Source organism: Alistipes sp. UBA6068, assembly GCF_949428155.1.
In the GTDB taxonomy this organism is placed as follows: Bacteria; Bacteroidota; Bacteroidia; order Bacteroidales; family Rikenellaceae; genus Alistipes; species Alistipes muris.
In genome coordinates, this window is the sequence record NZ_CASQFS010000006.1 from 26,644 (window position 1) to 52,200 (window position 25,557).

General features: G+C 59.8%; 20 protein-coding genes. 5 read left to right on the forward strand and 15 right to left on the reverse strand.

Going from position 1 to position 25,557, the window contains the following annotated elements:
- Window positions 1–414: 414 nt before the first annotated feature.
- From QVG21_RS04635 to QVG21_RS04645, 3 genes are read right to left on the reverse strand one after another with little or no spacing between them, the layout of a single operon-like run.
- The gene (locus QVG21_RS04635; RefSeq protein ID WP_251214964.1) at window positions 415–1,329 is read right to left on the reverse strand and encodes an AraC family transcriptional regulator; all 915 of its coding nucleotides are present in this window, start codon (window positions 1,327–1,329) and stop codon (window positions 415–417) included.
- A 14-nt stretch (window positions 1,330–1,343) separates the two neighbouring features.
- Window positions 1,344–2,210, reverse strand: a complete 867-nt coding sequence (locus QVG21_RS04640) for a YegS/Rv2252/BmrU family lipid kinase (protein ID WP_287922654.1) — start codon at window positions 2,208–2,210, stop codon at window positions 1,344–1,346.
- A gap of 7 nt (window positions 2,211–2,217) precedes the next feature.
- On the reverse strand, window positions 2,218–3,222 hold the full coding sequence (locus QVG21_RS04645; protein WP_287922656.1) for an FAD:protein FMN transferase: 1,005 nt from the start codon (window positions 3,220–3,222) through the stop codon (window positions 2,218–2,220).
- Window positions 3,223–3,412: 190 nt separating this feature from the next.
- On the opposite strand from QVG21_RS04645, the gene rpsO reads away from it, so the two are divergent.
- From rpsO to deoC, 4 genes are all read left to right on the forward strand, one after another.
- A complete protein-coding gene (gene rpsO, locus QVG21_RS04650; protein WP_019151684.1) occupies window positions 3,413–3,685 on the forward strand; it encodes a 30S ribosomal protein S15 in 273 nt (90 codons plus the stop codon).
- A gap of 95 nt (window positions 3,686–3,780) precedes the next feature.
- Complete coding sequence (gene pnp / locus QVG21_RS04655; protein ID WP_251214961.1) at window positions 3,781–5,979, forward strand: polyribonucleotide nucleotidyltransferase; 2,199 nt, start codon at window positions 3,781–3,783, stop codon at window positions 5,977–5,979.
- Window positions 5,980–6,218: 239 nt separating this feature from the next.
- Window positions 6,219–7,937, forward strand: a complete 1,719-nt coding sequence (locus QVG21_RS04660) for a hypothetical protein (RefSeq protein WP_287922820.1) — start codon at window positions 6,219–6,221, stop codon at window positions 7,935–7,937.
- Window positions 7,938–8,096: 159 nt separating this feature from the next.
- Window positions 8,097–8,975 (forward strand): deoxyribose-phosphate aldolase, encoded by an 879-nt coding sequence (gene deoC, locus QVG21_RS04665; RefSeq protein ID WP_287922662.1) that lies wholly within the window; start codon window positions 8,097–8,099, stop codon window positions 8,973–8,975.
- Window positions 8,976–9,054: 79 nt separating this feature from the next.
- Here deoC and QVG21_RS04670 read toward each other — a convergent pair whose 3' ends face one another.
- The 9 genes from QVG21_RS04670 to QVG21_RS04710 all read right to left on the reverse strand — a co-directional run bounded on the left by QVG21_RS04670 (window position 9,055) and on the right by QVG21_RS04710 (window position 21,380).
- Window positions 9,055–12,039, reverse strand: coding sequence for a DUF4906 domain-containing protein (locus QVG21_RS04670; RefSeq protein WP_287922664.1), 2,985 nt, complete (start codon window positions 12,037–12,039; stop codon window positions 9,055–9,057).
- Between the two features lie 20 nt (window positions 12,040–12,059).
- Entirely contained in the window at window positions 12,060–13,214 is a 1,155-nt protein-coding gene (locus QVG21_RS04675) for a hypothetical protein (protein ID WP_287922666.1), read from the reverse strand.
- Window positions 13,215–13,248: 34 nt separating this feature from the next.
- Entirely contained in the window at window positions 13,249–14,307 is a 1,059-nt protein-coding gene (locus QVG21_RS04680) for a FimB/Mfa2 family fimbrial subunit (protein WP_251214957.1), read from the reverse strand.
- A gap of 64 nt (window positions 14,308–14,371) precedes the next feature.
- Window positions 14,372–16,072 (reverse strand): Mfa1 family fimbria major subunit, encoded by a 1,701-nt coding sequence (locus QVG21_RS04685; protein ID WP_287922668.1) that lies wholly within the window; start codon window positions 16,070–16,072, stop codon window positions 14,372–14,374.
- A 25-nt stretch (window positions 16,073–16,097) separates the two neighbouring features.
- Window positions 16,098–17,543 (reverse strand): DUF3868 domain-containing protein, encoded by a 1,446-nt coding sequence (locus tag QVG21_RS04690; RefSeq protein ID WP_287922670.1) that lies wholly within the window; start codon window positions 17,541–17,543, stop codon window positions 16,098–16,100.
- A gap of 6 nt (window positions 17,544–17,549) precedes the next feature.
- On the reverse strand, window positions 17,550–18,134 hold the full coding sequence (locus tag QVG21_RS04695) for a DUF3575 domain-containing protein (protein ID WP_251214954.1): 585 nt from the start codon (window positions 18,132–18,134) through the stop codon (window positions 17,550–17,552).
- A 150-nt stretch (window positions 18,135–18,284) separates the two neighbouring features.
- Window positions 18,285–18,578, reverse strand: a complete 294-nt coding sequence (locus tag QVG21_RS04700; protein ID WP_251214953.1) for a hypothetical protein — start codon at window positions 18,576–18,578, stop codon at window positions 18,285–18,287.
- A complete protein-coding gene (locus QVG21_RS04705; protein ID WP_287922672.1) occupies window positions 18,571–20,199 on the reverse strand; it encodes a S41 family peptidase in 1,629 nt (542 codons plus the stop codon). Before QVG21_RS04705 ends, QVG21_RS04700 begins: the two co-directional genes overlap by 8 nt.
- Window positions 20,199–21,380 (reverse strand): DUF3078 domain-containing protein, encoded by a 1,182-nt coding sequence (locus QVG21_RS04710; RefSeq protein WP_287922674.1) that lies wholly within the window; start codon window positions 21,378–21,380, stop codon window positions 20,199–20,201. Before QVG21_RS04710 ends, QVG21_RS04705 begins: the two co-directional genes overlap by 1 nt.
- 130 nt (window positions 21,381–21,510) lie before the next feature.
- Here QVG21_RS04710 and nfo point away from each other — a divergent pair, with 130 nt between their 5' ends.
- The gene (nfo, locus tag QVG21_RS04715; RefSeq protein WP_287922676.1) at window positions 21,511–22,356 is read left to right on the forward strand and encodes a deoxyribonuclease IV; all 846 of its coding nucleotides are present in this window, start codon (window positions 21,511–21,513) and stop codon (window positions 22,354–22,356) included.
- 230 nt (window positions 22,357–22,586) lie between these two features.
- Here nfo and QVG21_RS04720 read toward each other — a convergent pair whose 3' ends face one another.
- From QVG21_RS04720 to rsgA, 3 genes are all read right to left on the reverse strand, one after another.
- Complete coding sequence (locus tag QVG21_RS04720; RefSeq protein ID WP_287922678.1) at window positions 22,587–23,795, reverse strand: aspartate aminotransferase family protein; 1,209 nt, start codon at window positions 23,793–23,795, stop codon at window positions 22,587–22,589.
- Window positions 23,796–23,923: 128 nt separating this feature from the next.
- On the reverse strand, window positions 23,924–24,655 hold the full coding sequence (locus tag QVG21_RS04725; RefSeq protein ID WP_287922680.1) for a TrmH family RNA methyltransferase: 732 nt from the start codon (window positions 24,653–24,655) through the stop codon (window positions 23,924–23,926).
- Entirely contained in the window at window positions 24,636–25,556 is a 921-nt protein-coding gene (gene rsgA, locus QVG21_RS04730) for a ribosome small subunit-dependent GTPase A (protein ID WP_287922682.1), read from the reverse strand. The genes QVG21_RS04725 and rsgA overlap by 20 nt, the downstream gene beginning before the upstream one ends.
- Window position 25,557 lies beyond the last annotated feature (1 nt).

A 25,557-nucleotide genomic window follows, 5' to 3' on the forward strand; every position in this document is an offset into this window, starting at 1 on the left:
TTGTTCGCACGGAATGCAAAAGCACCCACGCGACCTTCGCCCGCAACACGAGGCGAAGCCGACAAGTACCAGCCGCTCTCCCCGACTTCCGTCAAGGCTCCCGACGCAGCAGCGCGGAAGCCCGCAGCAGGCGCTGAAGCAATCGCTCGGATGAATGACAGAAAAATGCTCAATGTTTTCTGCCAGACTGGGATGTATAGCTAACGGCGTGCTGAATCGTTTCAGCGGTTTGTTAAAACGTTTTAGCCTCTTCGGCCGTATGCCGTCAGCGGATTGCTGAATCTGCCGGACCACGCTGGCGCGCACCTTTTCGGCGAGCCGCCGGCAGACCGAAGCCGTTCGGACCTGCCGGGGCAGGAAAAGGGGCTTGAAATGAACCGTAGCCCATGCCATTCCGGGCCAGAACTGCCTTGCTTAACCCCGCCTCTTGTAACGCGAAGGCGAAGTACCGGTATGTTGCTTGAAATACTTGCCGAAGAAGGACTGGGTCGAGAAATTGAGGTGGTAGGCGATTTCCTGGATGCTCATGCCGGAATATTTCAGCAAGGTCTTGGCTTCGAGGATGACCGATTCGTCGATCCACCTTGCGGCGGTCTTGCCGCTGACCTCCTTGACCGCGGCCGAGAGGTATTTGGGCGTGATGTTGAGCTGCCGGGCGTAGAAACTGACGTTGCGCTGGCTTTTGTGGTGCGCCTCCAACAGCTTCATGAACTCGCTGAAAAGCACCTCGCAGCGCCCCTGCTTCTGCCCGCCGTGCTCCTCGCGCTGGTTGATGTCGATAATCAGATAGAACGCCGTGGTGAACAGCGACCGGATGATTTCGTGGCGGTAACGCTCCTTGTCGCTGAGCAGCATGGACTTGACGAGCCGGAACACCTGCCGGATTTCGGCGACGTCCTGCTGCGAAACCTGCAGCACGGGGTTCTTGCCGAAACGCATGTAGACGGGCAGCGACGCCGAGAGGTCGATTTGGATTTCGTTGACGAACGACTTGGAAAAAGCGAGCACGAACGCCGCGGCGTTGGCCGAACACTTGACCGTGCGGATGATGCTGCCGGGGTTGAAGAAGACAATCGAATTGGGCCGCACGACGTGGTTCTTCATGTCGATGGAGACGGTCGCTTCGCCCGCCATCATGACGACGACCGAAAAACCGTCGATGGTCACGGGATACTGGGCCGTGGTGTTGTGCTGGGCATCCAGCGAAGTAATCACCAGGTCGTCTGAAAGATAGGAAACGTCGGCCATCTCCTTCTTGATGCGCGAAATCGAGACCTTCTTCAGATTCTCGCGCGCGGCCGCGGACTTGTATTTGACACTCTGTGGCATGGTCGGAATGACGGTTAGTTATCGTTGGCACACATGACCTGCAGCCCGCCGGGCAGGCACTCGATATGGAGCGGGAACCCGGCCCCTTTCTGCCCGTCGACGTCGGTAGGCTCGTTGAGAGCAGACCGGATGTCGAGCTGCCGGGCCTGCAGCTGACGGATGATGCGGGGCCTGCCGCCCAACAGATAGCGAATCATCGCCTCGGTCGAACGGATGACGTTCTTCTTTTCGAGCATCAGGCAATCGAACAGCCCGTCGCGCACCGACGAATTGCGCGCCAGGCGGAACCCTCCGGCAGTCTCTCCGTTGAAAACCAGCACGATAAGCGAATCGAGGTCGAAAGCCTCGCCGTCGGCCACCACTTCGAGCGGCACGGCGTGCATCGACCGGAACTCCTTGACCCCCTCGATCAGATAGGCCAGCTTGCCGATGAGGTGCTTGCTGGTGTTGGAGGTGTGCTGCGAGGTGGTGGTGAAGATGCCGAACGAAAGCACGTTGACAAAATACTGGTTGTTGACGCGTCCGCAGTCGACCCGGTCGACGCGCCCGAACGCAATCTGCCGCGCCGCTTCGAGCGGCCTGTCGGACATGCCGAGCGCCTTGGCGAAGTCGTTGGCCGTACCGGCCGGGATGATGCCGACGGGAATGTCCAACCCTTTCTGTTTCATGGCGTTGACCACGAAATTGACCGTCCCGTCGCCACCCGCGACCACCATCAGGTCGATCTGCTCATGGCCGTCGAACGGATTGGCACCGAAGTCGATGGGCACGGGCAGAATGTCGTAGCCGCCCTCGCGGAAAACATCGCAAACCCGCTCGACGTTGCGCCGGATACGGCCTCTGCCGGACTGGGCGTTGTAAAGGAACACGGCACTTTTCATGGCTTGCTCAATTCATTATCAGTTCCTGCATGGCAGGAGAAACATACTCTTCGTAACCGTCGTCGCCCGCCAGGATGAAATAAACCCGGACCCCGGGCATCGACTGCGCAACGGCGAGCGCATCGTCGGCCCCCATTGCCAGGAACATGGTCCCGAGCGCATCGGCTTCGGCGCAGGTCGGAGCGGCCGCCGTGACCGACAGCAGCCGCGACACGGCGCTGCGGCCCGTCTGCGGGTCGATGGTATGGGCCACCTTGCGGCCCTGCCCGTCGATATAGAACCGCCGATAATTGCCCGACGTAGCCAGTCCGCCGTCGGTCATCCGCACGCGCTTCTGGACATATTCGCCGTCGGTCATGTTGCCGTCGAACGGAGTTTCGACCCCGATTCGCCACGGCCTGCCCTGCCGGTTGGACCCCTTGCAGCGCACCTCGCCGCCGATGTCGACCAGGTAATTCTGCGCCCCGAACCGCTCGACCAGCCCGGCCAGCAAATCGACCGTATACCCTTTGGCCACCGAATTGAAATCCAGCTGCACGCGCGGGTCGGACTTGAACAGCCGGCCGTCGCGAACAGCCACCTTTTCACGCCCGACGAACTCCAACAGCGAATCGAGGTTCGGCTCGCGCGCAGGCTCCTTGCCGGCGAAACCCCATGCCTCGACCAACGGCTTGACGGTGACGTCGTAACGGCCGCTACTTAAAGCGCCGATGCTGTCGGCGAGCCGGAGACAATAAGCTATATGGCGGTCGACGCTGTCGGTCTCGTTGCGGTTCAGCCGGCTGAGCAGCGAACCCTCGTCGAAAATCGACATCGACGCCTTGGCCTCGCGGTCGAGCTCCATGACGGCGGCATACAACTCCTGCTTACCGACTCCCCCGACGTCGGCCACGACCCGCAGCGAAGTCCCCAACATGACCCCCTCGACGACCGTGTAATCCTTGCGGAGCGAACACCCCGCGGCCGCCAGACAGACCGCGGCGACGGCACACGCCATATACCCTTTCAGCATAAAATTCGTACTTTTATACCGCAAAAATACGATTTTCCCGGGAGATACGCCCTTTTTATTGCAAATAAGCAATAATTCTTCATTTTTAATTTTTAATTATCAATTTATTCGTACCTTTGCCGAACGCTCTGGCGTGATTCCGGTAAGGGGAATGCGTCGTAGAGTGGAACTTAAATAACTCAACACACAAATGGCTTATTTAACCGCAGAAAAAAAGCAGGAGCTTTTCGGCCAGTACGGCAAGTCCAACACCGACACGGGTTCTCCCGAGAGCCAGATCGCGCTGTTCTCGTACCGTATCAGCCACCTTACGAACCACCTCAAGAGCAACAAGCACGACTTCGGCACCCAGCGCGCACTGCTGCGCCTGGTAGGTAAGCGCCGCCAGTTGCTGGAATACCTCAAGGAGGTCGACATCGAGCGCTACCGCGCCATCGTCAAGACGCTCAACCTCCGCAAGTAATCCGCGAGGAAGAAATGAGGGCAATCTCCCACAAAGGGATTGCCTTCATTTTCGTAAAAACGAACAACAACAAGTACTATAGGTCAAAAAAATTTATGGAAGAAAAGAAGCTGTACAATGCAGTCCGCAAGATCATCACGCTGGCCGACGGACGCCAGATCGAGATCGAAACGGGCAAGCTGGCCAAGCAGGCCGACGGCTCGGTAGTCGTCAAGATGGGCGACACGATGCTGCTGGGTACTGTCGTAGCGGCCAAAGACGCCAAACCCGACACCGACTTCATGCCCCTGCAAGTCGAATACAAGGAGAAATACGCCTCGTGCGGCCGCTATCCGGGCGGCTTCATGAAACGCGAAGGCAAGGCCAACGACGCGGAGGTGCTCACGGCACGTCTGATCGACCGTGCCCTGCGCCCGCTGTTCCCCTCGGACTACCACGCCGAAGTTTACGTCACGGTGAACCTGATTTCGGCGGACAAGGATATTCAACCCGATGCGCTGGCCGGACTGGCCGCATCGGCCGCGCTGGCCGTGTCGGACATTCCGTTCGGCGGCCCGATTTCGGAAGTGCGCGTCGTACGCAAGAACGGCCAGTACGCCATCAACCCCGGATTCTCGGAGATGGCCGAATGCGACCTGGACATCATGGTCGGCGGTACGATCGACAACATTCTGATGGTCGAGGGCGAGATGAAGGAGGTTTCGGAGGAAGTGATGCTCGGAGCCATCAAGTTCGCCCACGAAGAGATCAAGAAACACTGCGCCGTCCAAATCGAACTGGCCAAGGAACTGGGCAAGGATGTGAAACGCACCTACTGCCACGAAGTCAACGACGAAGAACTGCGCCAGACTATCATCCGCGAACTCTACGACAAGGCCTACGCCATCGCCACGAGCGGCACGATGAAACACGAGCGCAGCGACATGTTCGATGCGCTGGAAGCCGAATTCGCCTCGCGCTACACCGAGGAGGAACTGGTGGAGAAAGCCCCGCTGATTCACAAGTACTTCCACGACGACGTGCAGAAGAAAGCCATGCGCAACATGATTCTCGACGAGGGCAAGCGCCTGGACGGCCGCCGCACGGACGAAATCCGCCCCATCTGGTGCGAAGTGGGCTACCTGCCCGCCGCCCACGGCTCGGCGATTTTCACCCGCGGCGAAACGCAGTCGCTGACGACCGTGACGCTCGGTACGAAACTTGATGAGAAAGTCAAGGACGAAGTACTGGTACAGGGGACCGAACAATTCGTACTGCACTACAATTTCCCGCCTTTCTCGACGGGCGAAGCCAAGGCCGCACGCGGTCTGAGCCGCCGCGAAATCGGCCACGGACACTTGGCATGGCGCGCGCTGAAGCCGATGATTCCGCTGGGCGAGGAGAACCCCTACGCCGTGCGCGTGGTATCGGACATCCTGGAATCGAACGGCTCGTCGTCGATGGCGACCGTCTGCGCCGGCACGCTGGCGCTGATGGATGCGGGCGTGAAAATCAAGAAACCCGTGTCGGGTATCGCCATGGGTCTGATTTCGGATTCGGCGAGCGGCAAATGGGCCGTGCTGTCGGACATCCTGGGCGACGAAGACCACCTGGGCGACATGGACTTCAAGGTGACGGGTACCCGCGACGGTATCACCGCCACGCAGATGGACATCAAGGTCGACGGTCTGTCGTACGAAGTACTGGCCGCGGCGCTGGAGCAGGCACGCAAGGGCCGTATGCACATCCTTGACAAGATTACGGAGTGCATAGCCGAACCGCGCGCCGACTACCGCCCGTTCGTACCGCGCATCGTACAGATTACCATCCCGCAGGATATGATCGGCGCCGTCATCGGCCCGGGCGGCAAGGTGATCCAGGACATTCAGAAGACCACCGGCACGACCATCACCATCACCGAAGTGGACCAGAAAGGCATCGTGGACATCTTCGGCATCGACAAAGCCGCGCTGGACGGCGCTCTGGCCCGCATCAAAGCCATCGTAGCGGTGCCGGAAGTAGGCGAAACCTACCACGGCAAAATCCGCTCCATCGTAGCGTTCGGCGCATTCGTCGAAATCATGCCGGGCAAGGACGCCCTGCTCCACATCTCGGAAATCGACTACAAACGCTTCGAGACGATGGACGAAACGGGCCTGAAAGAAGGCGACGAAATCGACGTGAAACTCATCGGCGTGGACGCCAAGACCGGAAAACTGAAACTTTCGCGCAAAGCGCTTCTCCCCAAACCGGAGGGCTATGTGGAACGCGAACGCCGCCCCCGTCCGGAACGCCGGGGCCACAAAGAGGAGTAATCCGGTGAGAGGATGATATTTCGGGCCGAAAATTTTTCGCAAAAACGACCCGAAATATTGCACAATCGCCGAGAGTTTCCTATATTTGCCCTGTCTGCTCCCCTGCGGCATCCTGTTTGAGGGAGAGGCGAAGAGGAAAAAGCAGGCATGACGCCTGCGAAAAGGAAACCCGGCGACGGAACCGAACGAGGCAAACAACAAAATAAACACATTAAATTTCTATCGAGATGAAAAACTTCATGAAATTGAGCGTCGTGCTCGTAGCCGGCGCGCTGGCTTTCTCGAGCTGCAACTGCTTCAAGAAGATGGCCAAGAACCGCGACGAGGTGAACCTGACCGTCAATCCGGAGGTGCTGACGCTGAACAACGGCTTCGTAGCCGCCGACATCAACGTGACGTTCCCCGAAAGCTATTTCAATAAGAAAGCCGTTGTCAAAGTTACGCCCGTCATCGTATTCGAGGGCGGCGAAGTGGCCGGCACGCCCAAGTTCTACCAGGGCTCGAGCGTAGACGAAAACTACACGGTCGTAGCCAACAACGGCGGCAGCTTCACGCAGCACGTAGAATTCCCCTACGATCCCCGCATGGACCAGTGCGCCCTCCAGCTCCGCGCCGAAATCAAGTGCGCGAGCGGCGGCTGCAAGGAATTCACGCTGGTCAACCTGAACGACGGCTCGATCGCCACCAAGGAACAGATGGAAGTGCTCGCCGGCAGCGACGAGGCTGCCAAGGCCGCGCTGGCCAAGGAATTCGGTCTGACCGTAGCCTATGGTCTGAACACCCTGCAGAAGGACATCAAGTACGGCGACATCATGGAGCCGATGGCCAACAACTACAAGCGTGTGACCACCGTAGTGGACAAGACCGACCTGCTCTACGCCATCAACTCGTCGGTTGTGACGAAGAAGAACGAGCGCAAGGCCGACCTCGGCAACTTCAAGGACAATGTCGACAAGAACCTGCACAACGACCGCGCTACGCAGAACATCGCCATCAAAGGCTACGCTTCGCCCGACGGTCCGGAGAAGTTCAACGACAAGCTCTCGAAAGCCCGCAGCGAATCGGGTAAGAAAGTGGTTGCCAAACTGCTGAAGAACTCGGGTCTGGAAATCGACGCCGCAGCCTACGGTGAGGACTGGGCAGGCTTCAAGGAGCTGGTCGAGAAGTCGGACATCAAGGACAAGAACCTGATTCTCCAGGTACTGAGCCTCTACAACTCGCCCGCACAGCGCGAGAGCGAAATCAAGAACATGACCTCGGTGTTCAACGAACTGAAGAGCGACATTCTTCCCGAACTGCGCCGCTCGCAGATCGTCAACAGCACCGACATCCAGGGCAAGACCGACGCCGAAATCATGGCCGCCTACCGCAACGGTGACGACCTGACCGTCGAGGAATACCTCTACGCTGCCGAAACGCTGGCCAACGGTGCCAACGAGCAGGTTTCGATTCTCGCAACCGCCGCCAAGAAGTACAACGACGCACGCGTTTACAACAACCTCGGCGTCGCTCAGACCAAGGCCGGTCAGAAAGCCTCGGCGCTGAAGTCGTTCGAGAAAGCCGCTTCGCTGGATTCGTCGAAGGAGCTCAACAAGAACCTCCTGCTGTCGAACCTGGCCAACGGCCGCACCGCAGAAGCCAAGAAGTACGCTCAGTCGGCCGACGCCGAGAGCAAGGCAGCTCTGGCTGCCGCACAGGGCGACTACAAGACGGCCGCCAACTCGCTTGAGGGCTACAACGCTGCCGTTGCTTCGGTGATGAACAACGACCTGGCCGCCGCCAAGAAAGCCATTGCCAAGGACAACTCGGCCGACGCCGACTACCTGCGCGCCGTCATCGCAGTGAAAGAGGGCGACCTGAACACTGCCGACGCACAGCTCAAGAGCGCCGTGTCGAAGAACCCGGCACTCGCCGACAAGGCCGCCAAGGACATCAATCTGAAAGCGCTGCGGAAATAATTTCCCTGCCGACCATGAAAAAAGCGCCCGGACATGCGACCCGGGCGCTTTTTTTGCAGGCATGCCGCATGCGGAAAATCAATTATTTTTTCCTACATTTGCACTATCCGGACCATGCCGGCAGCCGTTTTCAAGAACAAACCAACGAACCGCATACCTATGGAATACGCAAACCAGCTCAGCGAATACGCCCCCGCGCAGAGCGCGGCGGAAGTCGACGAACGCGTGGCGCAGATACGCAAGCTCGCCGAACGCAACCACAACGCCGAAGTCTACAAATTCTGCTACTCGGCCATCGACATCACGACCCTGTCGTGCAACGATTCGGTGACCTCCGTGACGGAATTCGCCCGCAAGACCGCCGAGTTCTACGGCAAATATCCCCATATCCCCAACGTGGCGTCGATCTGCATCTACCCTTCGTTCGTAGAGACCGTGGGGCTGGCCATCGACGGCACGCCGATGCGCATCACGTCGGTCGCCGGAGGGTTCCCCGCGGCACAGACGTTCCTCGAAGTCAAGGCGCTTGAAGTCGCCATGGCCATCGAGAACGGAGCCGACGAAATCGACATCGTGCTCAACGTGGGCCGGATGCTCACGGGCGAATACAACGAAGCGGCCAACGAAGTGGAGGTCATCCGCTCGGAGATGGACCGCGACGTGGTGCTGAAAGTCATCATCGAATCGGGCGCGCTCAAAACCCCCGAACTCATCCGCAAGGCGTCGGTTCTCTCGATGCTGGCGGGCGCCGACTTCATCAAGACCTCGACCGGAAAAATCGACGTGGCCGCGACGCCCGAAGCCGCGGTCGTGATGTGCGAAGCCATCCGCGATTTCTACAACAAGACCGGACGCAAGGTCGGCTTCAAGGCCGCGGGCGGCGTCCGCACGGCCGAAGATGCGGCGCTCTACTACACCATCGTCGAGGAAATCCTGGGCAAGGAGTGGCTCACGACCGAATTGTTCCGCATCGGCGCTTCGTCGGCCGCGAACAACCTGCTGTCGGCCATCGAGGGCAAGGAAATCAAATATTATTAATAGTCCCCCGCCCCTGCAAGCTCAAAGGCGGTCCCCAGATACTGGGGACCGCCTTTTTACGAAACGCAGCAAGACGCGGCTATGGTTCTTTCTTGATGCAGCGCACGAAACAAGCGTCCTTGCCACTCGCAACGTTGGCATAACCGATGCTGTTGAAATCGAAGGTGAAGTAATTGATGTCCCAGCCCAAGCAACTATTTACCAGGCTATTATACCAATACACTCCGCCAGGTCGTCTGAAAATGTCGTAAAACAGCGGGCAATCCTTCACTCCGGGCAACGGGTAGTAACTCTGCCGGCCGGAAGAATATCTCAGGATTCCATGCTCCGCGTTTCTTCGGTGCCCGTAACCGGAAGCGCCGATCGGGAAAAAGAGGTTCTTGCCCGTCACCTTGTTATAGACGAAGCAGCCGCGCATGCCACGGCCCTCGCTGTTATGGGTGTAGTCATAGCCGTAGACCTCGTCGATATGGTCGGCGGTCGCCACCGCATCGTCGCCGTAGAGAACGCCGTAGCCCTGCTCTATCTCTTCGCTCTCGAACAGCACCCGATAATCGGCATCCTGGGCCACCCGCATGTCGGACGTGGGGTCCGCAAAGGTCTCCGATACGGATGCAAACGGGATTTCGTCCCATTGCTTAGTCTCGCCCGTACCAGCGATGACCAAACCGTCGGCCGGAGACAATTTGAAGTCTTCGGGCTCCACATGAATCCAGGGGGACTTGGAATTCCTGTTGTTCAGCGCGTCGATGGGATCGTCCCAGTTGCCGAACTTGAACAGAGAACCCTCCTCCAAGGGGGTATGCGCCCGCTCCGTGCGGGTCTTCATGTTCTCGGCATACCACAGCACATCGCCGTCGAGCAGATTGTCGGGCTCGTTCCCCTGTCTGACGAAAATCAGATGCTGGCAAGTATAGTTGTGGTACTCGACCCGGATGATGGCATAACGGTTCGCACCGGGACTTCCGGCCTTGAAATCCACGTTGAAATCTATCGTACTGCCTGTCTTGCCGTGCACGATGTCGCCGTAGACCGGGTCTTCGTTCCTGACCAGCTCCGACTTGCCGGAACGGCCCGAGAGCGTAATTCCGTCGCCGTTGTGCCTGCTCACGACATAAGCCCGCCACGGACCGTCCGACTGGAACGCCTCGAAACGCTCCGCGTTTTCCTCCGGCAGCCGCTTCAGGACCACATGGAACGACTTGTTGTTGCCGCTGCTGCGGTAAATCCCCTTGGGGTTCACGATTCGGCGGACCTGGTAGATATGCACGATGTTCTCGAAAGGCGGATTCAGCCCCTCCAGCTTGGTGGTAATCTTCACGATTGCTTTCCGCTGGTGCGCCACGTAGGGATTGTTGCCGGTGTAGCCCGTCGTCGTTATGAGCTGCTTGGCCCGCGTGTACATGGGGATGTAGATGTTGTACGTGTCGGCCTCCGTCGGATGCTTCACCACGCGGTAGGTGTCGGTGCTTTCGGAACCGGCCGTGGCGAATTCCCCCTCGTCGAAATCCCGGTACTCGCGCTCGCCCCGCTTGGGAATCTGGTTGTAATAGAACTCGTTGGTAGTTCCGAAGATGACCGTCTGCATCGTCTGGTGGAGCGACAGAAAACCGTTCCACTGGTTCTGCTCGGGCAGGTCCATCTTATCATAATAAACCTCCGGCTCGGCGTTGTGGGGCGCCCAGCGGTTGTCGATGATTTCCGCCTTCATGTACTCGATTTTCCTGCCGCCCGTCGCCACCTTGATGGGATACATCATGGAGTGGTTGTAGAGATAGGAAATATAATAAGGCTCGGGGGCCATCACGCCCGGCTCGGGCTCCTCGTACTCGATGTGCCAGTCGGCCTCGTTGGCGAAATTCTTGAACTTCAGCGTCACCTTGTAGTGGCAGTTGCGGCGAGCGTCATAGTCTTTCATCACGTCCTGTCCCAACATGAAACGATAGGTGATGGGACCGTTGCCCAGCTTCTCGGAGTTGTTGGAGATGTAGCGGGCCTTGACCTCTATGTATGTACCGTAGGTCTTGTCGTCCTTGAGCTTGTAATCCGGATATTTGTCCGGGTCGTTCGGCAGCCCGGGCGCATCCAGCACACCGTCGCCGTCGGCGTCCTGCCTTTTGTCCTTGCCCGTGCCCTGCATGTTCTCATAAAAGAACAGCGCCGGATCGGTCTCGCCGTGAGAACCCAAGTAGGGAGCACCCACCATGATGCAATGGCCCTTGCAGCCGTCGTCGCAATCGAAATCGTCGGAATGGCCGCCGTCGTGATAATAGATCGTCTCGCCGTCGGGCATGTCGGGTCCGTTCGCGGGAAAATCCAGCGCATAGCCTGCGGCACCGACGTTATTGTCCTTTCCGAGATAGCACTGCTGCGGTATGTCCTTGATTTGCACCGACTGAATATAGATGAAAACGCCCTCTTTCAACCCGCTGCCGTCGTAGGCGACGGTCACTTTGGAAGCTGCGCGGCGCAGCCACGCATGCAGGTTGAGGGTATTTTCATGCAATTCGAGCGGCTGGTCCTCCGGCTGCACCGAAGAAGTCTTCGTGAAATACCCGATCATCTGACCGTTGGCGGCCATGTCGGTGGCGTTCCAAGTGAGCGGCAGGCTCTTGAGCCCCGCCACGGTGCCGACAGCACCGGCATGGACTTCGAGCAAATCGGGGATATTGGCCACCGCGTACATGCGATATCTGCCGAAAGCGATCTTTTCCGGCAGCTCGAACGTGACGCGCTTGGTCCGGGACTCGGCGCTCACCCCGTTCTCGGCATCCGCGTCGGCACGGTCCATCTCCGAAGCCTTGTAATCCGCGACCGAATAACTTTTCACGAGCTTGCCGCTCTGATAATCATACAACAGCACATGAAGGCTGGAAATCTCCTTGATGGCATCGCCGGCGGCCCGTGTCTGCACAAGTCCGACAGACATGGGCTTGAAATCCACCGTGGCGCACACCCGGGCCATGCCTTTTTCGGCGAGGCCGTCGGCCATGAAATCGTCCCGGCAGCCCATGGCTGCAAAGACCGCCGAACAAACGAGGAGACACAATATAAAACGCTTCATCTTTCTACGCTTGCTATGAGCTACAATCCGAACTCGGGTTCGAGAATCACTTCGCTGTAAGGAATCACATCGACCTGTACCTCCTTTTCCTGAAAGGTGGCATCCACCACGACATGCGTATTGCGGAAAAGGGCTTTGAGGTTACCGAAAGGACGGCTGAACACCTGCTCCATGTTGTTGTCGTCCGTCAAGCGGAACGTCATGGTGTAGGCCTGCTCGCCGTCCGGATTGCCGCCGGGCGCTTTCAGGCTCTTGCTTTCCGGGAGGTAGAACGCCGGATAGACGGCCGTGCCGGGTTTCGGCACCCCCATGTCGTATGCGAATCCGGCCACCCGGAAATTGTCCGGCGCCGGAACCGTGACCCTATCGGAAAGCGTCCCGGCAGGGATGTCGTAGTCCATGATCCACCCTCTTTTGTCCGCCAGCTCCCTGTCGTCGGGATTTCGCTGCGATTCGTCCGAGACCCTTTTCAGCCAGGTTATCCAGAAAAGTTCGCTTTCGCTCCCGTCCGCTTCCCGAAACCGCATCGTCGGGCTCTTCTTGCGGGGCATCAGATAGGTATGGCCTGCAATGTCCGAAACCGCAATGCTGTTTACCGTAACCGGGCCGCTGCGCATGTTCTTGAAACGGAACGTGAATTTCGTGGCGGCACGCACCAAGTAGAACCGGCACTCTTTCGACGCCTGCCCGACCTCCACTTCGTACATGGCGCTCATCGGGATAGAAGGGCCTGCGTAGTCGGGGACGAAAGAGAGATTGCCGACCTTCTCCCCGAACCCGGCGTCGCCTGCCGCGAAACCGTCCAGCTCCATATTGTCCAAGCCGGAAACGCTCGCTTCGTTGGCTATCAGATAAACCGCCTTCGTCTCGGCCTCCCTCACCTTGACGAGCTGCGTGCATGCGGTCTGCAAACCGGCGCCGAAATCCAGCAAACGGTTGTACTCCACTGTACCGTCGGCATGCAGGATGACGATACGCAGCGTCTCCATCTTTTCCTCGTCCGGGAAACCGTCGTCCGCCCCGGAGCGCGGCGCCCCGAGAACTTCCGTATTGAGCACGAGCGTCACCGTACCGTCGGCACCGGAGGGCGTATCGGCACCCGCTTTCCGCTGACAGGCCCCCAGCGTCAAGACGAGACAGAACACCGGAGCCATCCAAAGGATATGTCGCGACATAAGTTTCATTTTATCCTACTGAAAAAACGCCTGCTCAATCCAGACCCGAATCGTTGAGCACTACCTGCCACGAATTGACCTGGATCACGGTACTTACCCAGTTGTCGTTCCGGTCGAGGAAGAAAGTCATGTTGTACTCGTCCGCGCGGTCGAGATACTCCTGGTCGTCCATCTGCTGATGGTGCGCGCCCTTTACCAGCAAGGCGTAATCAATGACGGGCAAGGAAGCGATCAGCTTGCCGTCCGACGCAGAGCGGATGGTCAGCATGGGCTGTCTGTACTTCGTCCAGTCCCTCATGACCAGGCGGTTCACGGTCAGCTCCGCCACAGCGACCTGCACAGAAGTGATGGCGCGACCCTTCTCCACACCCGCCGCTCCGGAATAGACCTTCCACGGCCGATACACGACAGGCTCCTCGCGAAGTATCGAATTGTCGAACGCCAGCCAGCCGTTGTCGTCCTCGATGCTGAACTCGAAGTCGGCCGGGTGGATGTCCTCGCCGGAAAGATGCTGCAACACCACACGGAAGACGTTCGTATCCTTGGTGAGCGACATTTCATAAATGTACTCTCCCCCGTCGTGATTGTCGGGCAGCTCCACCTCCATCATGCCATGGAACAACGGCTGCAAATCCCGGTCGGAATAAGCGGGCTGCTTCACACCGTCCGAACTCTCGGGCGAGATCACCGAAACGCAGTTCATCCGGCAATGCAGGTCCCGGGGATCGCGCGCGGGCTCCGCGTCCGGCAAGCAGAAAGACGCTCCGTCGCCCAGTCCGCACCATGCGACCAGCCGGTACTTGCCGGGGTCGAGGGGCAGCGTCATGACGTAATCCCTGGCCGCAAGCGCCTCGCCCTGCTCGGAACTCTCCCACACCAGCTCGTCCTCCATGTCGAACGCGCAGAGCCTGATGGACTTCACCTCGTGGGCAAAGGCGTCGGCGAACTTCAGATTCATGTCATAGCGGAACTTGACCCGATAATAGACCGTGCAATCCTCCTCCTGCTCATAGACAAAGCCATTGCAGGATACAAGCGCGGCAAACGCAGTCAACGCCACCGAAAGCCGCCGAATATGATACCATGTATTCATCCTGATACTGAAATTTTCAAGGAAACCGCGGCCGCCACACGCGCTCCACCGCCCTCTCCTGTAATTACCACTCCAAATCGGTGTCGTTGTCGACCACCCTCCATGCGAGGATTTTGACTTCTGCGGCGATGTACGTTTCGTCCTTGTCCGGCTTTTGCGGGACAATCACCTCGTCGGGGTCATAGACCGGAGTGCCCAGACCGACCACGCTGTTGATATTGACGTCGTAGATGTGGTTGCGCACCACGCCGTAAAGGCCCTTGGTCTCGGCCGCACCCAGATGCCGGATGTCCGTATAATAATAGGTCAGGCCGGACTTCCAGACTTTGGCCCCGGGTATCTCTTTGAGCATGCCGTCGACCTGGCTGCCTGTCAGCGTGGCGGCATCCGAAGCGCTTGCATAAAACTGCAGGCTCCTGGCCGCGTCGGTCAGCTGCAGGCAGCTCAAGTATCGGGGGCTCTCCTCCGAACTGTCGTCGGCCATCCCCGCGGCCGTAGCGGTGACGAACCGCACGTGCTCCGGCTTGATGGAAACGAAACCGCTTCCTTCCTTTACATAAATATCCGTCGACACAGTGTTCAGCATGGCGGTCTTCGCACCCGCTTCCGTGTAATCCATACCCGCCCATCTGGCCAGGTCGACCGGAGTTGCCTGGTTGTTGCCGTCGACGGTCACCAACACGGCCGCAATGATTGCCTGCGTGCGGTTGCTGGTCTGCGCGGCAGGGTCGTAGCTGCTCTTGGTTCCGTCGCTGAAATTGTCGGCGGCGTTTTCGAGACAATAGGCGGCACCCTTGGGCCCGACCTCCTGCGCGATGTCGCTATACCTGACATATCCGAGCGTCACCCGGTCGGGGTTCATGGCCCAATAGGAGCGGAAGAAGTCGGAATTGTTCCAAATCCAGCCTAAGTTCCAGGCGGCCGGGGTATTGACTTTCTTGAAAAGGTAGGAGTTGTCGACCGTGCCGGTAACGTCCCACGCGGTAAAGAGGGCGTAGACCTGATTGCCGCCGGACTTGATTTCCTGGCCGCTGTGGTCTTTCAGCGCCACCGCCACATAGGTTTGGCCGTTGTAGATCACCCCGCCTTTCGTAACGACGCCGCCGGTCCATGCGGTCCTCAACCTTGTTTTGGCCACAACGCGCTCTATATGAACGACTATGGGATTTTCCTTGGCCAGCTCCTCCGTCTCGCAAAGATGCGACGGCTTTATTTCGGTCACGACGACCGACCCCTCCGCCCCGGCATACGAAGAACTTGTCATCAGAAAATGCGGGTCGGCCCCGTTCTCTTTCTGCGGCGAATCGTAGGCGCCGATTTTCCGACACAGCTCCGCGAGGGAGAGAGCCTCGGTTCCGAGCCCGGCGATTTCGTAATTGGCGACGGCGACCAGGCTGCTGATGCTGGCCGTACCCGTACTGACCATAACAACGGCCTGCAGCTTCTTCTCCGCGGCGTCCGCGCCCTTCGGGTCTCCGACCTCCGGACAATCCACATAATTGACGGTCGCACCGGGACTTACCGCAGCCGCCTGACCGGCGCTGTCGAAGAAATAAAGCCTCAGAGAATAGACCTTGTCCTCGGCGTCCGAACCGGTTTCGTAATCGTCGGCCAACGCTTTTTTCGTTACCGGATTCGCCATTTCGACAGCCAGGAAACGGCCGCTGTCCTCCGAACCGTTCGCACCGCCCGGCGCTTCTTTTTCAGAACAGGCGCAGAACGCCGCCACGGCGGCCAGGCACCCCAATAAACCCGAGAGTTTCATTACTACACTTGTTTTTGAAAAAAAACTATTCGATATATTGTTTGTATCCTTTTCTTTCCCGCAGCTCCTCCAGCGTCGCCGCGGCTTTCTCGAACCCCATGCCGGCGGCTTTCTCCAGATAAAGGACCGCCGTCCCGTAATCTTTCTCGCGGATGGCGAGCGCACCGCGGGCATAGACCGCCTCGGCCGAATCGCCCGCCCTGGCCAGGTACCTGCGCGCCGCGTCGTGGTTGCCCCGGCGCATGGCGGCATTCGCGGCGTTCAAGTTGGCGGTTTTGTCGCGGGGGAAGAGACGCACCGCCTTTTCAAACACCTCGGTAAATTCGGCGGTGCCGGGCTCGTAGGTCCGGGCCACGAGGTAGAACTCGTTCAGGCTCAGCTTATACGGCTGCTCCACGAAGATACGCTTGATTTCCTCCAAATCGGTGTAGCTGCGCACCTTGTAATCAATGCGATATTCCGTACGCCGCAAGGCCGGATAGCAATGCCGCAGCAGAAAATCGTACTGCCGGGGATAGGTCCGCTTGATTTTCGCCTCCTTGGCATCCGGGTTCATCCGGCTGTCTATGATTCTGAGGATTTCCCGGCGATGACCGATGTCGGACTGCTCCACGTATCGCCGCAGCCCTTTCCAGTCCTCCGGCTCGTATTCCGTGCGAATGAGGTTGTCGGAGAAATGGTACAGGTTCCGGATGTACCTTTTGAGCGCCCGGGCGCGCCCTATCGCCAAATCCCGGTTGTGCCAATAGGGGCTTTCGGGCGAGGCGTAGCCCTTGAGCCACACCGAGACGATGGATATGTCCTTGTCGTAGCGCACGGAATCAATGGTGGCCTTGATTTTGCCGAGCTCGGCCGCATTGCGCCGATACCCCCTATAAATCACGGTCTGGTCTACCGGGAAGTCGATGAAGGCCGCTCCCGACAGCGAACGGGTTTTCGTGATTTCGGCTTCGGGACGCACGAACACCAGCTCCGGGAAGAAGACCTCGTTGTAATGTCCGAGCTCGCCCTCGTATTGCGCCAATGTTTCATGGCAGCACCCCAAGTCGCGGCGGTGGAACTTGAGGGCGGCCCCGTCCATCCACTCTTCGTAAAGGACGAGCCGATGATAATCCATGTTGTCCGGCTTCCGCGACGCCTTGTAAACAGCTTCCTGCTCGCCCAGGATGTCGCTTATGCCGTTGCGCATGTAATAGTAATAGCGTCTGCGTCCATATACGCCTATCGACGGCAGGTCGAGCGAATCCGCTCCGCTGACCAGACGCGGCGTGAGCAGCACGGCCCGGTTGGAGGCCACGTCGAGCCCGGCCAAATCCACGCCTAACTCCACGGTGAGATACTTGCCGTTCCGGTTCACCTTGAAATGCTCGACGGCGACACCGGGGACGATGGCGGTCGTCTCCTGCGCCAGGCCGTCCGCTCCCGATCCCAGAAGAACCGCAAGGATGAATATCGTACTTTTCCAGCTCATTGCGCCCTAAAACACGTAAACCAAGTTAATGGCCGCCTTGGTAGGCCCCACGTAATGATGCGGCCGGTTCGTTTCGACCTTTTTCCCGCATCCCGAACACCGGAACCTGTCGTAGCGGGTATAAGAATAGCCGAAGCCCACCTCCATTTCCAGGTTCCAATGGAGACCCAGTATCCACGTGTAGCCGTACGCTACCCCGCCGCCCACGAACCAACCCTGGAACCGGGCGTCCTTGAGCTTGCGCGCATCGGTGCCCAGCAGGTTGAACCGGCCGTCGAATCCTCCGATACTGTATTGTCCTCCATGGGTGTGCAGGCCGAAGAAATGACCGGAAAAACGGTCGCAGAACCAATAACGGAATTCGGGCTGCACGGCCCAATGCCGCCAGCGCCTGTCGTTCGACAGCGTCCAGACATTGACGTCTCCCCTAAGATCAAAAGTCCATCTGGGAGCGAGACCCGTCTCGACCCCAAGATTGACGTTCAGAAAAGCATCGGAAACCAGGTTCGTCTTTATCGCGGCCTTTTGCGCACAGAGTTCCTGCGGAACACCTGTCACGGCAATCGCCAACAACAAGAGTATACGTTTCATGCCCTCTATCGCTTTGATATTCACCAACCCCTCCCCGCAGGGGCATTCGTCTTTCCGCTGGATAAATGATTATAGCCGCAAAAATAAAAAATACATGCGAGCAATCAAATAAATAGGCAAAAAAATATGCGGCCGCGAACGAAACGGGAATCAATAATCGTCCGACGAAAAGAGGTCGGGTGTAAGCAGCTCGTCCTCCTCCAGATAATCGGGTTCGGCCTCGGCGTCGGACTCCTCCGCAGCCTTGGTCGGAGCGGCCACGGCGTTCCGTGCGGCCTTGGCTTTCGGCTCCGTTTCCGCTTCCGGCTGCGAACGCATGAACGACGGCAGCGAAAAATCCACGTTCCCGATCATCGAACGGTAGCGGTCGCGCCCGAGGACCGTGAAGACCAAGACGGCGATGACGGCCGCCGAAAAGAGCATTCCGATAAGTTTCTTAATCATCTGTCTGTTTGTCGTTTAAGATTTCGATGGCCCGCCCTATCACCTTGTCCACGGGGTAGATGTTGGCGTAGAAACCCGTATCTTCCAACTTGGTGTTGCGCCCGATGTAGGCCCTCAGCTGCGCTTCGATAAGCCGCCGCGACCGGGCGATTTCGGCGTACTGCGGTTCGACGCCCTTGAGGGCCGCATAGCGGATGAAGCTGTTGACCAGCGTTTTGTCGCTGTCAAGCAGTTCCTTGAGCTGGGCGACGGTCTCCACGGCGTTAAGCGCGTCGCGGTGACGGTCGGCATACTCGATGGTATAGCGATAGAGAATGTTGCGGCCCGCGACCTCCACGAAATAATCCGTCACGTCGGTCGTGTCGGCCGGGACGAAGAAGTCGGGCATGATGCCCCCGCCGCCGTAGACCACCTTGCCGCCCGGAGTGACGAAGCGCAGCGAATCGGCGAAACGGATGCTGTCGGCCGAGAAAAACTCGTTGTTGCGGTAACGGTTCCAGAGCTCCTCCTCGTAATCGGCATCGCGGCCGATGGTATAGGGCTTCTGAATCGAACGGCCCGTAGGGGTGTAGTAGCGCGCCGTGGTCAGACGCAGGGCCGAACCGTCGGGATAGGGAACCTGCTGCTGCACAAGCCCCTTGCCGAACGAACGGCGGCCTACGATGGTGCCGCGGTCGTTGTCCTGCAACGCCCCGGCCAGAATCTCGCTCGACGAAGCGCTCCCCTCGTCGATAAGCACCGCGACCTCCATCTCCTGGGCGGTGCCCGTTCCGTCGGCATACTCGCGCAGCTGCTCCTTGTTGCGGTCCTCGGTGTAGACAATCAGCTGCCCCTTGTGGAGAAATTCGTTGGCCACGGCAATCGCCTGGTCGAGGAACCCTCCGGCATTGCCGCGCAGGTCGAAAATCAGCCGGTCGACCCCCTCGGCGCGCAAAAGGGCGAGCGCCCGGCGCATCTCCACCGCGGTGGTCCGGGCGAACTGACCCAGCTTGATGTAACCGATGCTGCCCTCGATGCGGAACGCCGATTCGATGCTCTTGATGGGGATGGCGCCGCGCACGACCTCCACCTCCACCAGCTCGGGAATCCGCTGCCGCTCCAACCCGAGACGCACGGTCGTGCCGCGCGGCCCGCGCAGACGCCTGACGATGTCGTTCTGCGGAATCTTGCGCCCGGCGACCAGCGAATCGTCGATTTCGATGATGCGGTCGCCCGCCCGGACCCCGACCTTGTCGCTGGGCCCCTGCGCAATGACATTCAGCACGATAACCGTGTCGGTCGCCATGTTGAAAACCACGCCGATGCCGTCGAACTCGCCTTCGAGCGACTCGTTCATGGCCGCCATTTCGGCCGCGGGAATATAGACCGAATGGGGGTCGAGCTCGCCGACCAGAAGCGGGATGACATGCTCGGCGAGCGAATCCATCGGCACCGGGTCGACGTACTTGTTCTCGATGAGCGAAAGGGTCTGCAAGAGTTTGCTGTCGGCACGCTCCTGGGGCAGAAACGCCTGCGGCACGCCCGAATGGCGCCCGGCATAGAGCCCCAGCGCCGCGCCGGCGACCACCCCGGCCGCCAGCAGCAGCGGGAAAACAACGGTCCGTATGGAATTGTTGTACATTATTTATTCTTGAAAGTGTAGGCCAATCCGACGCTCAGCAACGTCTTGGTCTGCACGTCCACATTTTGTGCCCGGTTGTAGTAAAGCTCGAAGTTGAGCGTCGTGGAAAGGTACTTCGTCGCCTTGATGTCGATGGTGTTGGTCCAGCGCACGGTCGGGTGGATGGGCAGGTTGGGCTTGGCCGAAATCGGCGCATTCTCGGTGTTGTTCCACTCGTCGAGCGCGTGCATGTAGTCGGAATAGTCCGAAATCTTGTTGCGCTGCCCGATGTCGGTGATCCAACCGTAGAACGAGAAGACCGACGTGCGGTAACGGAAGATGCCCTTGCGGCCGAACGTGCGGTCGAAGTCAATCTGCACCGAAGAACCGCCCTCGTACTTCGACGACTTGTCGGGTCCGGCCAGACCGTAGGTCTGCCAACCCTCCTTCTTGTCCCACTTGTTCTCGCGAATCTGAGCGCTCTCCACGAAAACGGCGCTCAAGGCGATGGGCGAGATGTTGACCACGATAGGGAACTTGGGCTTGGGACACTTGTAGGTGATACCGAGCGAGATGTCGAGGTAGCCCGGCGCCATGAAAGCGCTCTTGCGCTCGAAATCCTCCTGCTGGGTACGCGAAATGTAGCCGTTGGCGAACTGGCTGCGGAACTTGAAGATGGCTCCGTAAGACCAGTTTTTCGTCATCTTGAACGAGGGTGCCACCGAGAGGTCGAATTCGTCCTGGTTCTTGAACCACACACCGTTGCTCGAAGTCGAAGTCGAACCGTCCTCGTTCTTGACCTCGGTCTCGACCTTCATGCGGTTGTAGCCGAACTTGGCGATGAACTTGGTTTCGACGGAAAAGAGGTTCTTGGTATATGTATGGTTCAGAAACAGATTGGCCATCAGCGCGATGGAGTTGTCACCGCCCGAGACCTTGATCCAAGGGTCGTTGTAAGAGGTGAGCGCGCCCTGCAGCCCGCCGCCGAATTCGAGCTTGTTGCGCTCCTTGCGGATGGCGGCCCGCTCAGCCCGGTAGCGGGCCCGGTTGAAATAGGCCACGTCGACCGGCGTGGACTTGACCGGGTCGCGGAAAGTCACGTTCTCCTGGCGGGCATCCACCTCGTCGATGGAAAACTGGGCCGAAGCGGAGGGCGCCGCGGCGAGCGCCGGCAGAAGCAAAAGCAGCGAATGGAATTTCATAGAACAGGGGATGATGGAATTTCAACCGCAAATTTATGAAAATATTTGCAGAAATCTTATTTTTGCAACAAGGTTAGGTCCCCGACCTAACCTGCGCACCTTCAACCGTTCAACCTTTCACCTCGCAAGAATGAAATTCTTCGGAGCCCACGTAAGCGCCTCGGGCGGCGTATGGAACGCCCCGGCCAACGCCCGCGCCATCGGAGCCACGGCGCTGGCCCTTTTCACCAAGAACCAGCGCCAGTGGATGGCCAAACCGCTCACCGACGCGGAGACCGCCGCATTCCGCCGTGCCTGCGAAGAATACGGCTACGCCCCGGCGCAGATACTGCCGCACGATTCCTACCTCATCAACCTCGGGCATCCCGAAGCCGAGGGGCTCGAAAAGTCGCGCGCGGCGTTCGACGACGAGATGCTCCGCTGCCAGGAGCTGGGGCTCGACCGGCTCAACTTCCACCCGGGGAGCCACCTCAAACAAATCTCCGAGCAGGAAAGTCTGGACCGCATCGCCGAATCCATCAACCGGGCCCTCGACCGCACGCACGGCGTGACGGCCGTCATCGAGAACACGGCGGGGCAAGGTTCCAACTTAGGATTCCGGTTCGAGCACCTGGCCTATCTGATCGAGCGGGTGGAGGACAAGACGCGCGTGGGCTACTGCATCGACACGTGCCACGCCTTTGCGGCGGGTTACGACCTGCGCACGGCCGCGGCGTGCGACGCCACGTTCGCCGAACTCGACCGCGTAGTGGGCCTGCAATACCTGCGGGGCATGCACCTCAACGATGCGATGAAACCCCTGGGCAGCCGGGTCGACCGCCATGCCCCGCTGGGCGACGGCGAAATAGGCTGGGAGTGCTTCCGCTACATCGCCCGCGACAGCCGTTTCGACGGCATTCCGCTGATTCTCGAAACGCCCGACGAAAGCCGCTGGGCCGCCGAAATCGCCGCCCTCAAGGCCTTTGCGGAGAAATAGCACCGTCGTCGCAGCGTCCCTCGCAATGACGGGATGCCGGGAATTCGGGCCGGAGCCTGCGGAGCACGCCCGGCGGCAGCCGGATGCTTGCGGGCCTCCGCCGGGAGAGGCTGCGGCCCGCCCGCCTGAAAGGCGAATTTCATAAAAGCAATACGAATCCGCCTTGCTCCTCGGAGCAACAAAAGGCACAGGGAGCGTAAAACCGGGCGTAACTTCCTGATTTTTAATTCTTAATTTTTCATTTTTAATTCATCCAGGCACTGCCGTATCAGCGCAGCGCTGTCGCGGACCTCGCTCTCGGAAATGGTCAGCGGCGGCGAAATGCGGAACGCCGTGTCGCAATAGAGGAACCAGTCGCTCATGATGCCCGCCTCCTTGAAGAGCTCCATCAGGCGGTAAAGCGGTTCGGAAGCCCCCAGCTCGACGGCCAGCAACAGCCCCGAACGACGGATGCCGCGCACGGCCGGATGGTCGGCCAGCAGCTCTTCGTAGAGCGCTCCCTTGTGCTCGACCTCCTCCACAACGCGGTGTTCCAGCAAATAATCGAGTGCCGCCAGACCCGCCGCACAGCAGACCGGGTGGCCGCCGAACGTGGTGATATGGCCCAGCACAGGGTCGGTCTGCAACGTATCCATGATTTCGTGCCGCGCGATGAACGCCCCCAAGGGCATCCCGCCGCCGAATGCCTTGGCCAGGCAAACGATGTCGGGCACGACGCCGTATTTCTGCATGGCGAACATGGCGCCCGTGCGCCCCATTCCCGTCTGGATTTCGTCGAACACGAGCAGCGCCCCCACCTCGTCGCAGCGCCTGCGCAGGGCTTCGAGGTAACCGGGCGCAGGCGGCCGCACCCCGGCTTCGCCCTGCACGGGTTCGGCCAGCACGCAGGCCGTGCGGGCCGTAATCCGCTCCAGCTCGCCGAAATCGTTGAATTCGATAGCCTGCACGTCGGGCAGCAGCGGGCGGAACGCATTCTTCCACTCCTCGCCCTCGGGCGCCCCCATCATGCTCATAGCTCCGTGGGTCGAGCCATGATAGGCCCGGCGCATCGAAATCAGCTCCGTGCGCCCGGTGAAACGCTTGGCCAGCTTCAGCGCCCCCTCGACTGCCTCGGCCCCCGAGTTGACGAAGTAGACGCTTTCGAGCCCGCCGGGCAGCAGCGACGCGATTCTGGCGGCATACTCCACCTGCGGCGTTTCGACCAGCTCGCCATAGACCATGACGTGCATATAGCGCGCGGCCTGCTCCTGCACGGCCTTGACGACGGCAGGATTGGCATGCCCTACGTTGCTGACCGACACTCCGGCCACCAAGTCGTAATAGGGTTTGCCCTCGGGCGTATAGAAAAACGTGCCCTCGGCCCGCGCAACCTCTACCAGCATCGGCGAAGGCGACGTCTGCGCCACGTGGGCAAGAAACCGTTTGCGAAGAATATTCATACAAGTGAAAAATTTCGTGTTATGGACTGCGGAACCGGACAGCCCCGCTGCATTCGCCCGGGCCGGCTGCGGGGGTCGCGCCAAAAGCGCGAGCCGGCCCCGGGCGCAAGGTCTGAGACCTTGGCACTTTACGATTGCTCCAAGGAACCCGACGTTTCCGAAACCCCATCTTCCGGCCCGTCGCCGAACCGCCGTTCGAGAATGCGCGGGGCATCGGCAACGCTGCGCAGCATCCAGCGGTAGAGCGTTTCGGTCTGCTGCTGCGGGGTCATGGCCCACGCCCCGACCTGCCGCCGCACGCGCTGCGAAAGCTGATAGATGAGGATGGCGGCCGAAGCCGACACGTTGAGGCTCTCGACCATGCCGCACATGGGGATGCGCAGAAATTCGTCGGCCGCGGCGATCGCCTCGTCGGAAATCCCGGCGTGCTCGGTGCCGAAAACCAAGGCGAAAGGTCCGCGTGCGACGTCGAACGTCTCAGGGGTCGTATCTTCGCGATGGGGCGTGGTGGCCACGATGCGGTAGCCCTCGGCCTTGAGCGCGCGGAGCGCTTCGGCGCTCGACGCGTGGCGGCAGACGTCGACCCAGCGGTCGGTGCCGCGCACCACGGCCGCGGCCGGGCGGAACTCGCAGAAGCTCTCGACGGTGTGCATCCGCTGGATGCCGAACGCCTCGCAATGGCGTATCAGCGCCGCGGCATTCTGCGGATGGAACGTATTCTCGGCCAGCACGGTCATGTAGTGCGTCCGCTGTGCCAGGGTCCGGCGGAACAGACCGGCACGCTCGGGGGTCATGAACTCCTCCAGGCAAGCGATCCGCTCCTCGTACCACGCCGTGTCCTTATTTGCGGTATTTGTCATCGTCGTCCAGCATTTTGAGGTAGCTTTCGTAGCGCATCGGCGCGATTTCGCCCCGCATCACCGCCGCAGTCACGGCGCAGCCCGGCTCGTGGGTATGGGTGCAGTTGTAGAAACGGCAGTCGCGGCCCGTGCGCATCATCTCGGGGAAATAGTGCCACAGCTCGCCCTCGTCGATGTCGATGAGCCCGAACCCCTTGATGCCCGGGGTGTCGATGACCGCCCCTCCTCCGGCAAGCGGATACATGGTCGAAAAAGTGGTCGTGTGGCGTCCCTTGCCGTGGCTTTCGGATATTTCGCCCGTGCGGATGTCGAGCGCAGGGTCGATGGCCCGCACGAGGGTCGATTTGCCCACGCCCGAATTGCCCGAAACGAGCGTCGTCCGCCCCTGCAGCAATTCGCGAACCTCGCCGACCCCCTCGCCGGTGGCGGTCGAAACCGTCAGCACCCGGTAGCCGACCGATTCATAGACGGCCCGGAATTCGGCCAGCGCCTGCGGCTCCTGCAAATCGGCTTTCGAGAGCACGAGGGTGGCCGGAACCTTGTAGGCCTCGCAGGTGACCAGGAAACGGTCGATGAACTCCGGCGCCGTCTCGGGCTGGCGGAGCGTCGCCATGAGCAGCGCCTGGTCGACGTTGGCGGCAATGATATGCGATTCCTTGGAGAGGTTCGACGCGCGGCGGATGACATAGTTGCGGCGCGGCTCGACGGCCGTAATGACGTGGTCCCCGGCAGCGTCGCGCTCGCACGCCACGCGGTCGCCGACCACCACGGGGCTGGTCGACCGCACCCCCTTGAGCCGCATCCGTCCCCGGATACGGCAGCGCACCGTCTCCTGCCCGGCCAGCACCTCGAACCAACTGCCCGTCGCGCGGACCACCACTCCCGAAAAACTCCGTTCCATA

What these genes read in the sequence shown, in the direction of transcription:
- QVG21_RS04635 (WP_251214964.1), bottom strand. Translation starts at nt 1,329, where the DNA reads ATGCCACAGAGTGTCAAATACAAGTCCGCGGCCGCGCGCGAGAATCTG.
- QVG21_RS04640 (WP_287922654.1), bottom strand. Translation starts at nt 2,210, where the DNA reads ATGAAAAGTGCCGTGTTCCTTTACAACGCCCAGTCCGGCAGAGGCCGT.
- QVG21_RS04645 (WP_287922656.1), bottom strand. Translation starts at nt 3,222, where the DNA reads ATGCTGAAAGGGTATATGGCGTGTGCCGTCGCCGCGGTCTGTCTGGCG.
- rpsO (WP_019151684.1), top strand. Translation starts at nt 3,413, where the DNA reads ATGGCTTATTTAACCGCAGAAAAAAAGCAGGAGCTTTTCGGCCAGTAC.
- pnp (WP_251214961.1), top strand. Translation starts at nt 3,781, where the DNA reads ATGGAAGAAAAGAAGCTGTACAATGCAGTCCGCAAGATCATCACGCTG.
- QVG21_RS04660 (WP_287922820.1), top strand. Translation starts at nt 6,219, where the DNA reads ATGAAATTGAGCGTCGTGCTCGTAGCCGGCGCGCTGGCTTTCTCGAGC.
- deoC (WP_287922662.1), top strand. Translation starts at nt 8,097, where the DNA reads ATGGAATACGCAAACCAGCTCAGCGAATACGCCCCCGCGCAGAGCGCG.
- QVG21_RS04670 (WP_287922664.1), bottom strand. Translation starts at nt 12,039, where the DNA reads ATGAAGCGTTTTATATTGTGTCTCCTCGTTTGTTCGGCGGTCTTTGCA.
- QVG21_RS04675 (WP_287922666.1), bottom strand. Translation starts at nt 13,214, where the DNA reads ATGTCGCGACATATCCTTTGGATGGCTCCGGTGTTCTGTCTCGTCTTG.
- QVG21_RS04680 (WP_251214957.1), bottom strand. Translation starts at nt 14,307, where the DNA reads ATGAATACATGGTATCATATTCGGCGGCTTTCGGTGGCGTTGACTGCG.
- QVG21_RS04685 (WP_287922668.1), bottom strand. Translation starts at nt 16,072, where the DNA reads ATGAAACTCTCGGGTTTATTGGGGTGCCTGGCCGCCGTGGCGGCGTTC.
- QVG21_RS04690 (WP_287922670.1), bottom strand. Translation starts at nt 17,543, where the DNA reads ATGAGCTGGAAAAGTACGATATTCATCCTTGCGGTTCTTCTGGGATCG.
- QVG21_RS04695 (WP_251214954.1), bottom strand. Translation starts at nt 18,134, where the DNA reads ATGAAACGTATACTCTTGTTGTTGGCGATTGCCGTGACAGGTGTTCCG.
- QVG21_RS04700 (WP_251214953.1), bottom strand. Translation starts at nt 18,578, where the DNA reads ATGATTAAGAAACTTATCGGAATGCTCTTTTCGGCGGCCGTCATCGCC.
- QVG21_RS04705 (WP_287922672.1), bottom strand. Translation starts at nt 20,199, where the DNA reads ATGTACAACAATTCCATACGGACCGTTGTTTTCCCGCTGCTGCTGGCG.
- QVG21_RS04710 (WP_287922674.1), bottom strand. Translation starts at nt 21,380, where the DNA reads ATGAAATTCCATTCGCTGCTTTTGCTTCTGCCGGCGCTCGCCGCGGCG.
- nfo (WP_287922676.1), top strand. Translation starts at nt 21,511, where the DNA reads ATGAAATTCTTCGGAGCCCACGTAAGCGCCTCGGGCGGCGTATGGAAC.
- QVG21_RS04720 (WP_287922678.1), bottom strand. Translation starts at nt 23,795, where the DNA reads ATGAATATTCTTCGCAAACGGTTTCTTGCCCACGTGGCGCAGACGTCG.
- QVG21_RS04725 (WP_287922680.1), bottom strand. Translation starts at nt 24,655, where the DNA reads ATGACAAATACCGCAAATAAGGACACGGCGTGGTACGAGGAGCGGATC.
- rsgA (WP_287922682.1), bottom strand. Translation starts at nt 25,556, where the DNA reads ATGGAACGGAGTTTTTCGGGAGTGGTGGTCCGCGCGACGGGCAGTTGG.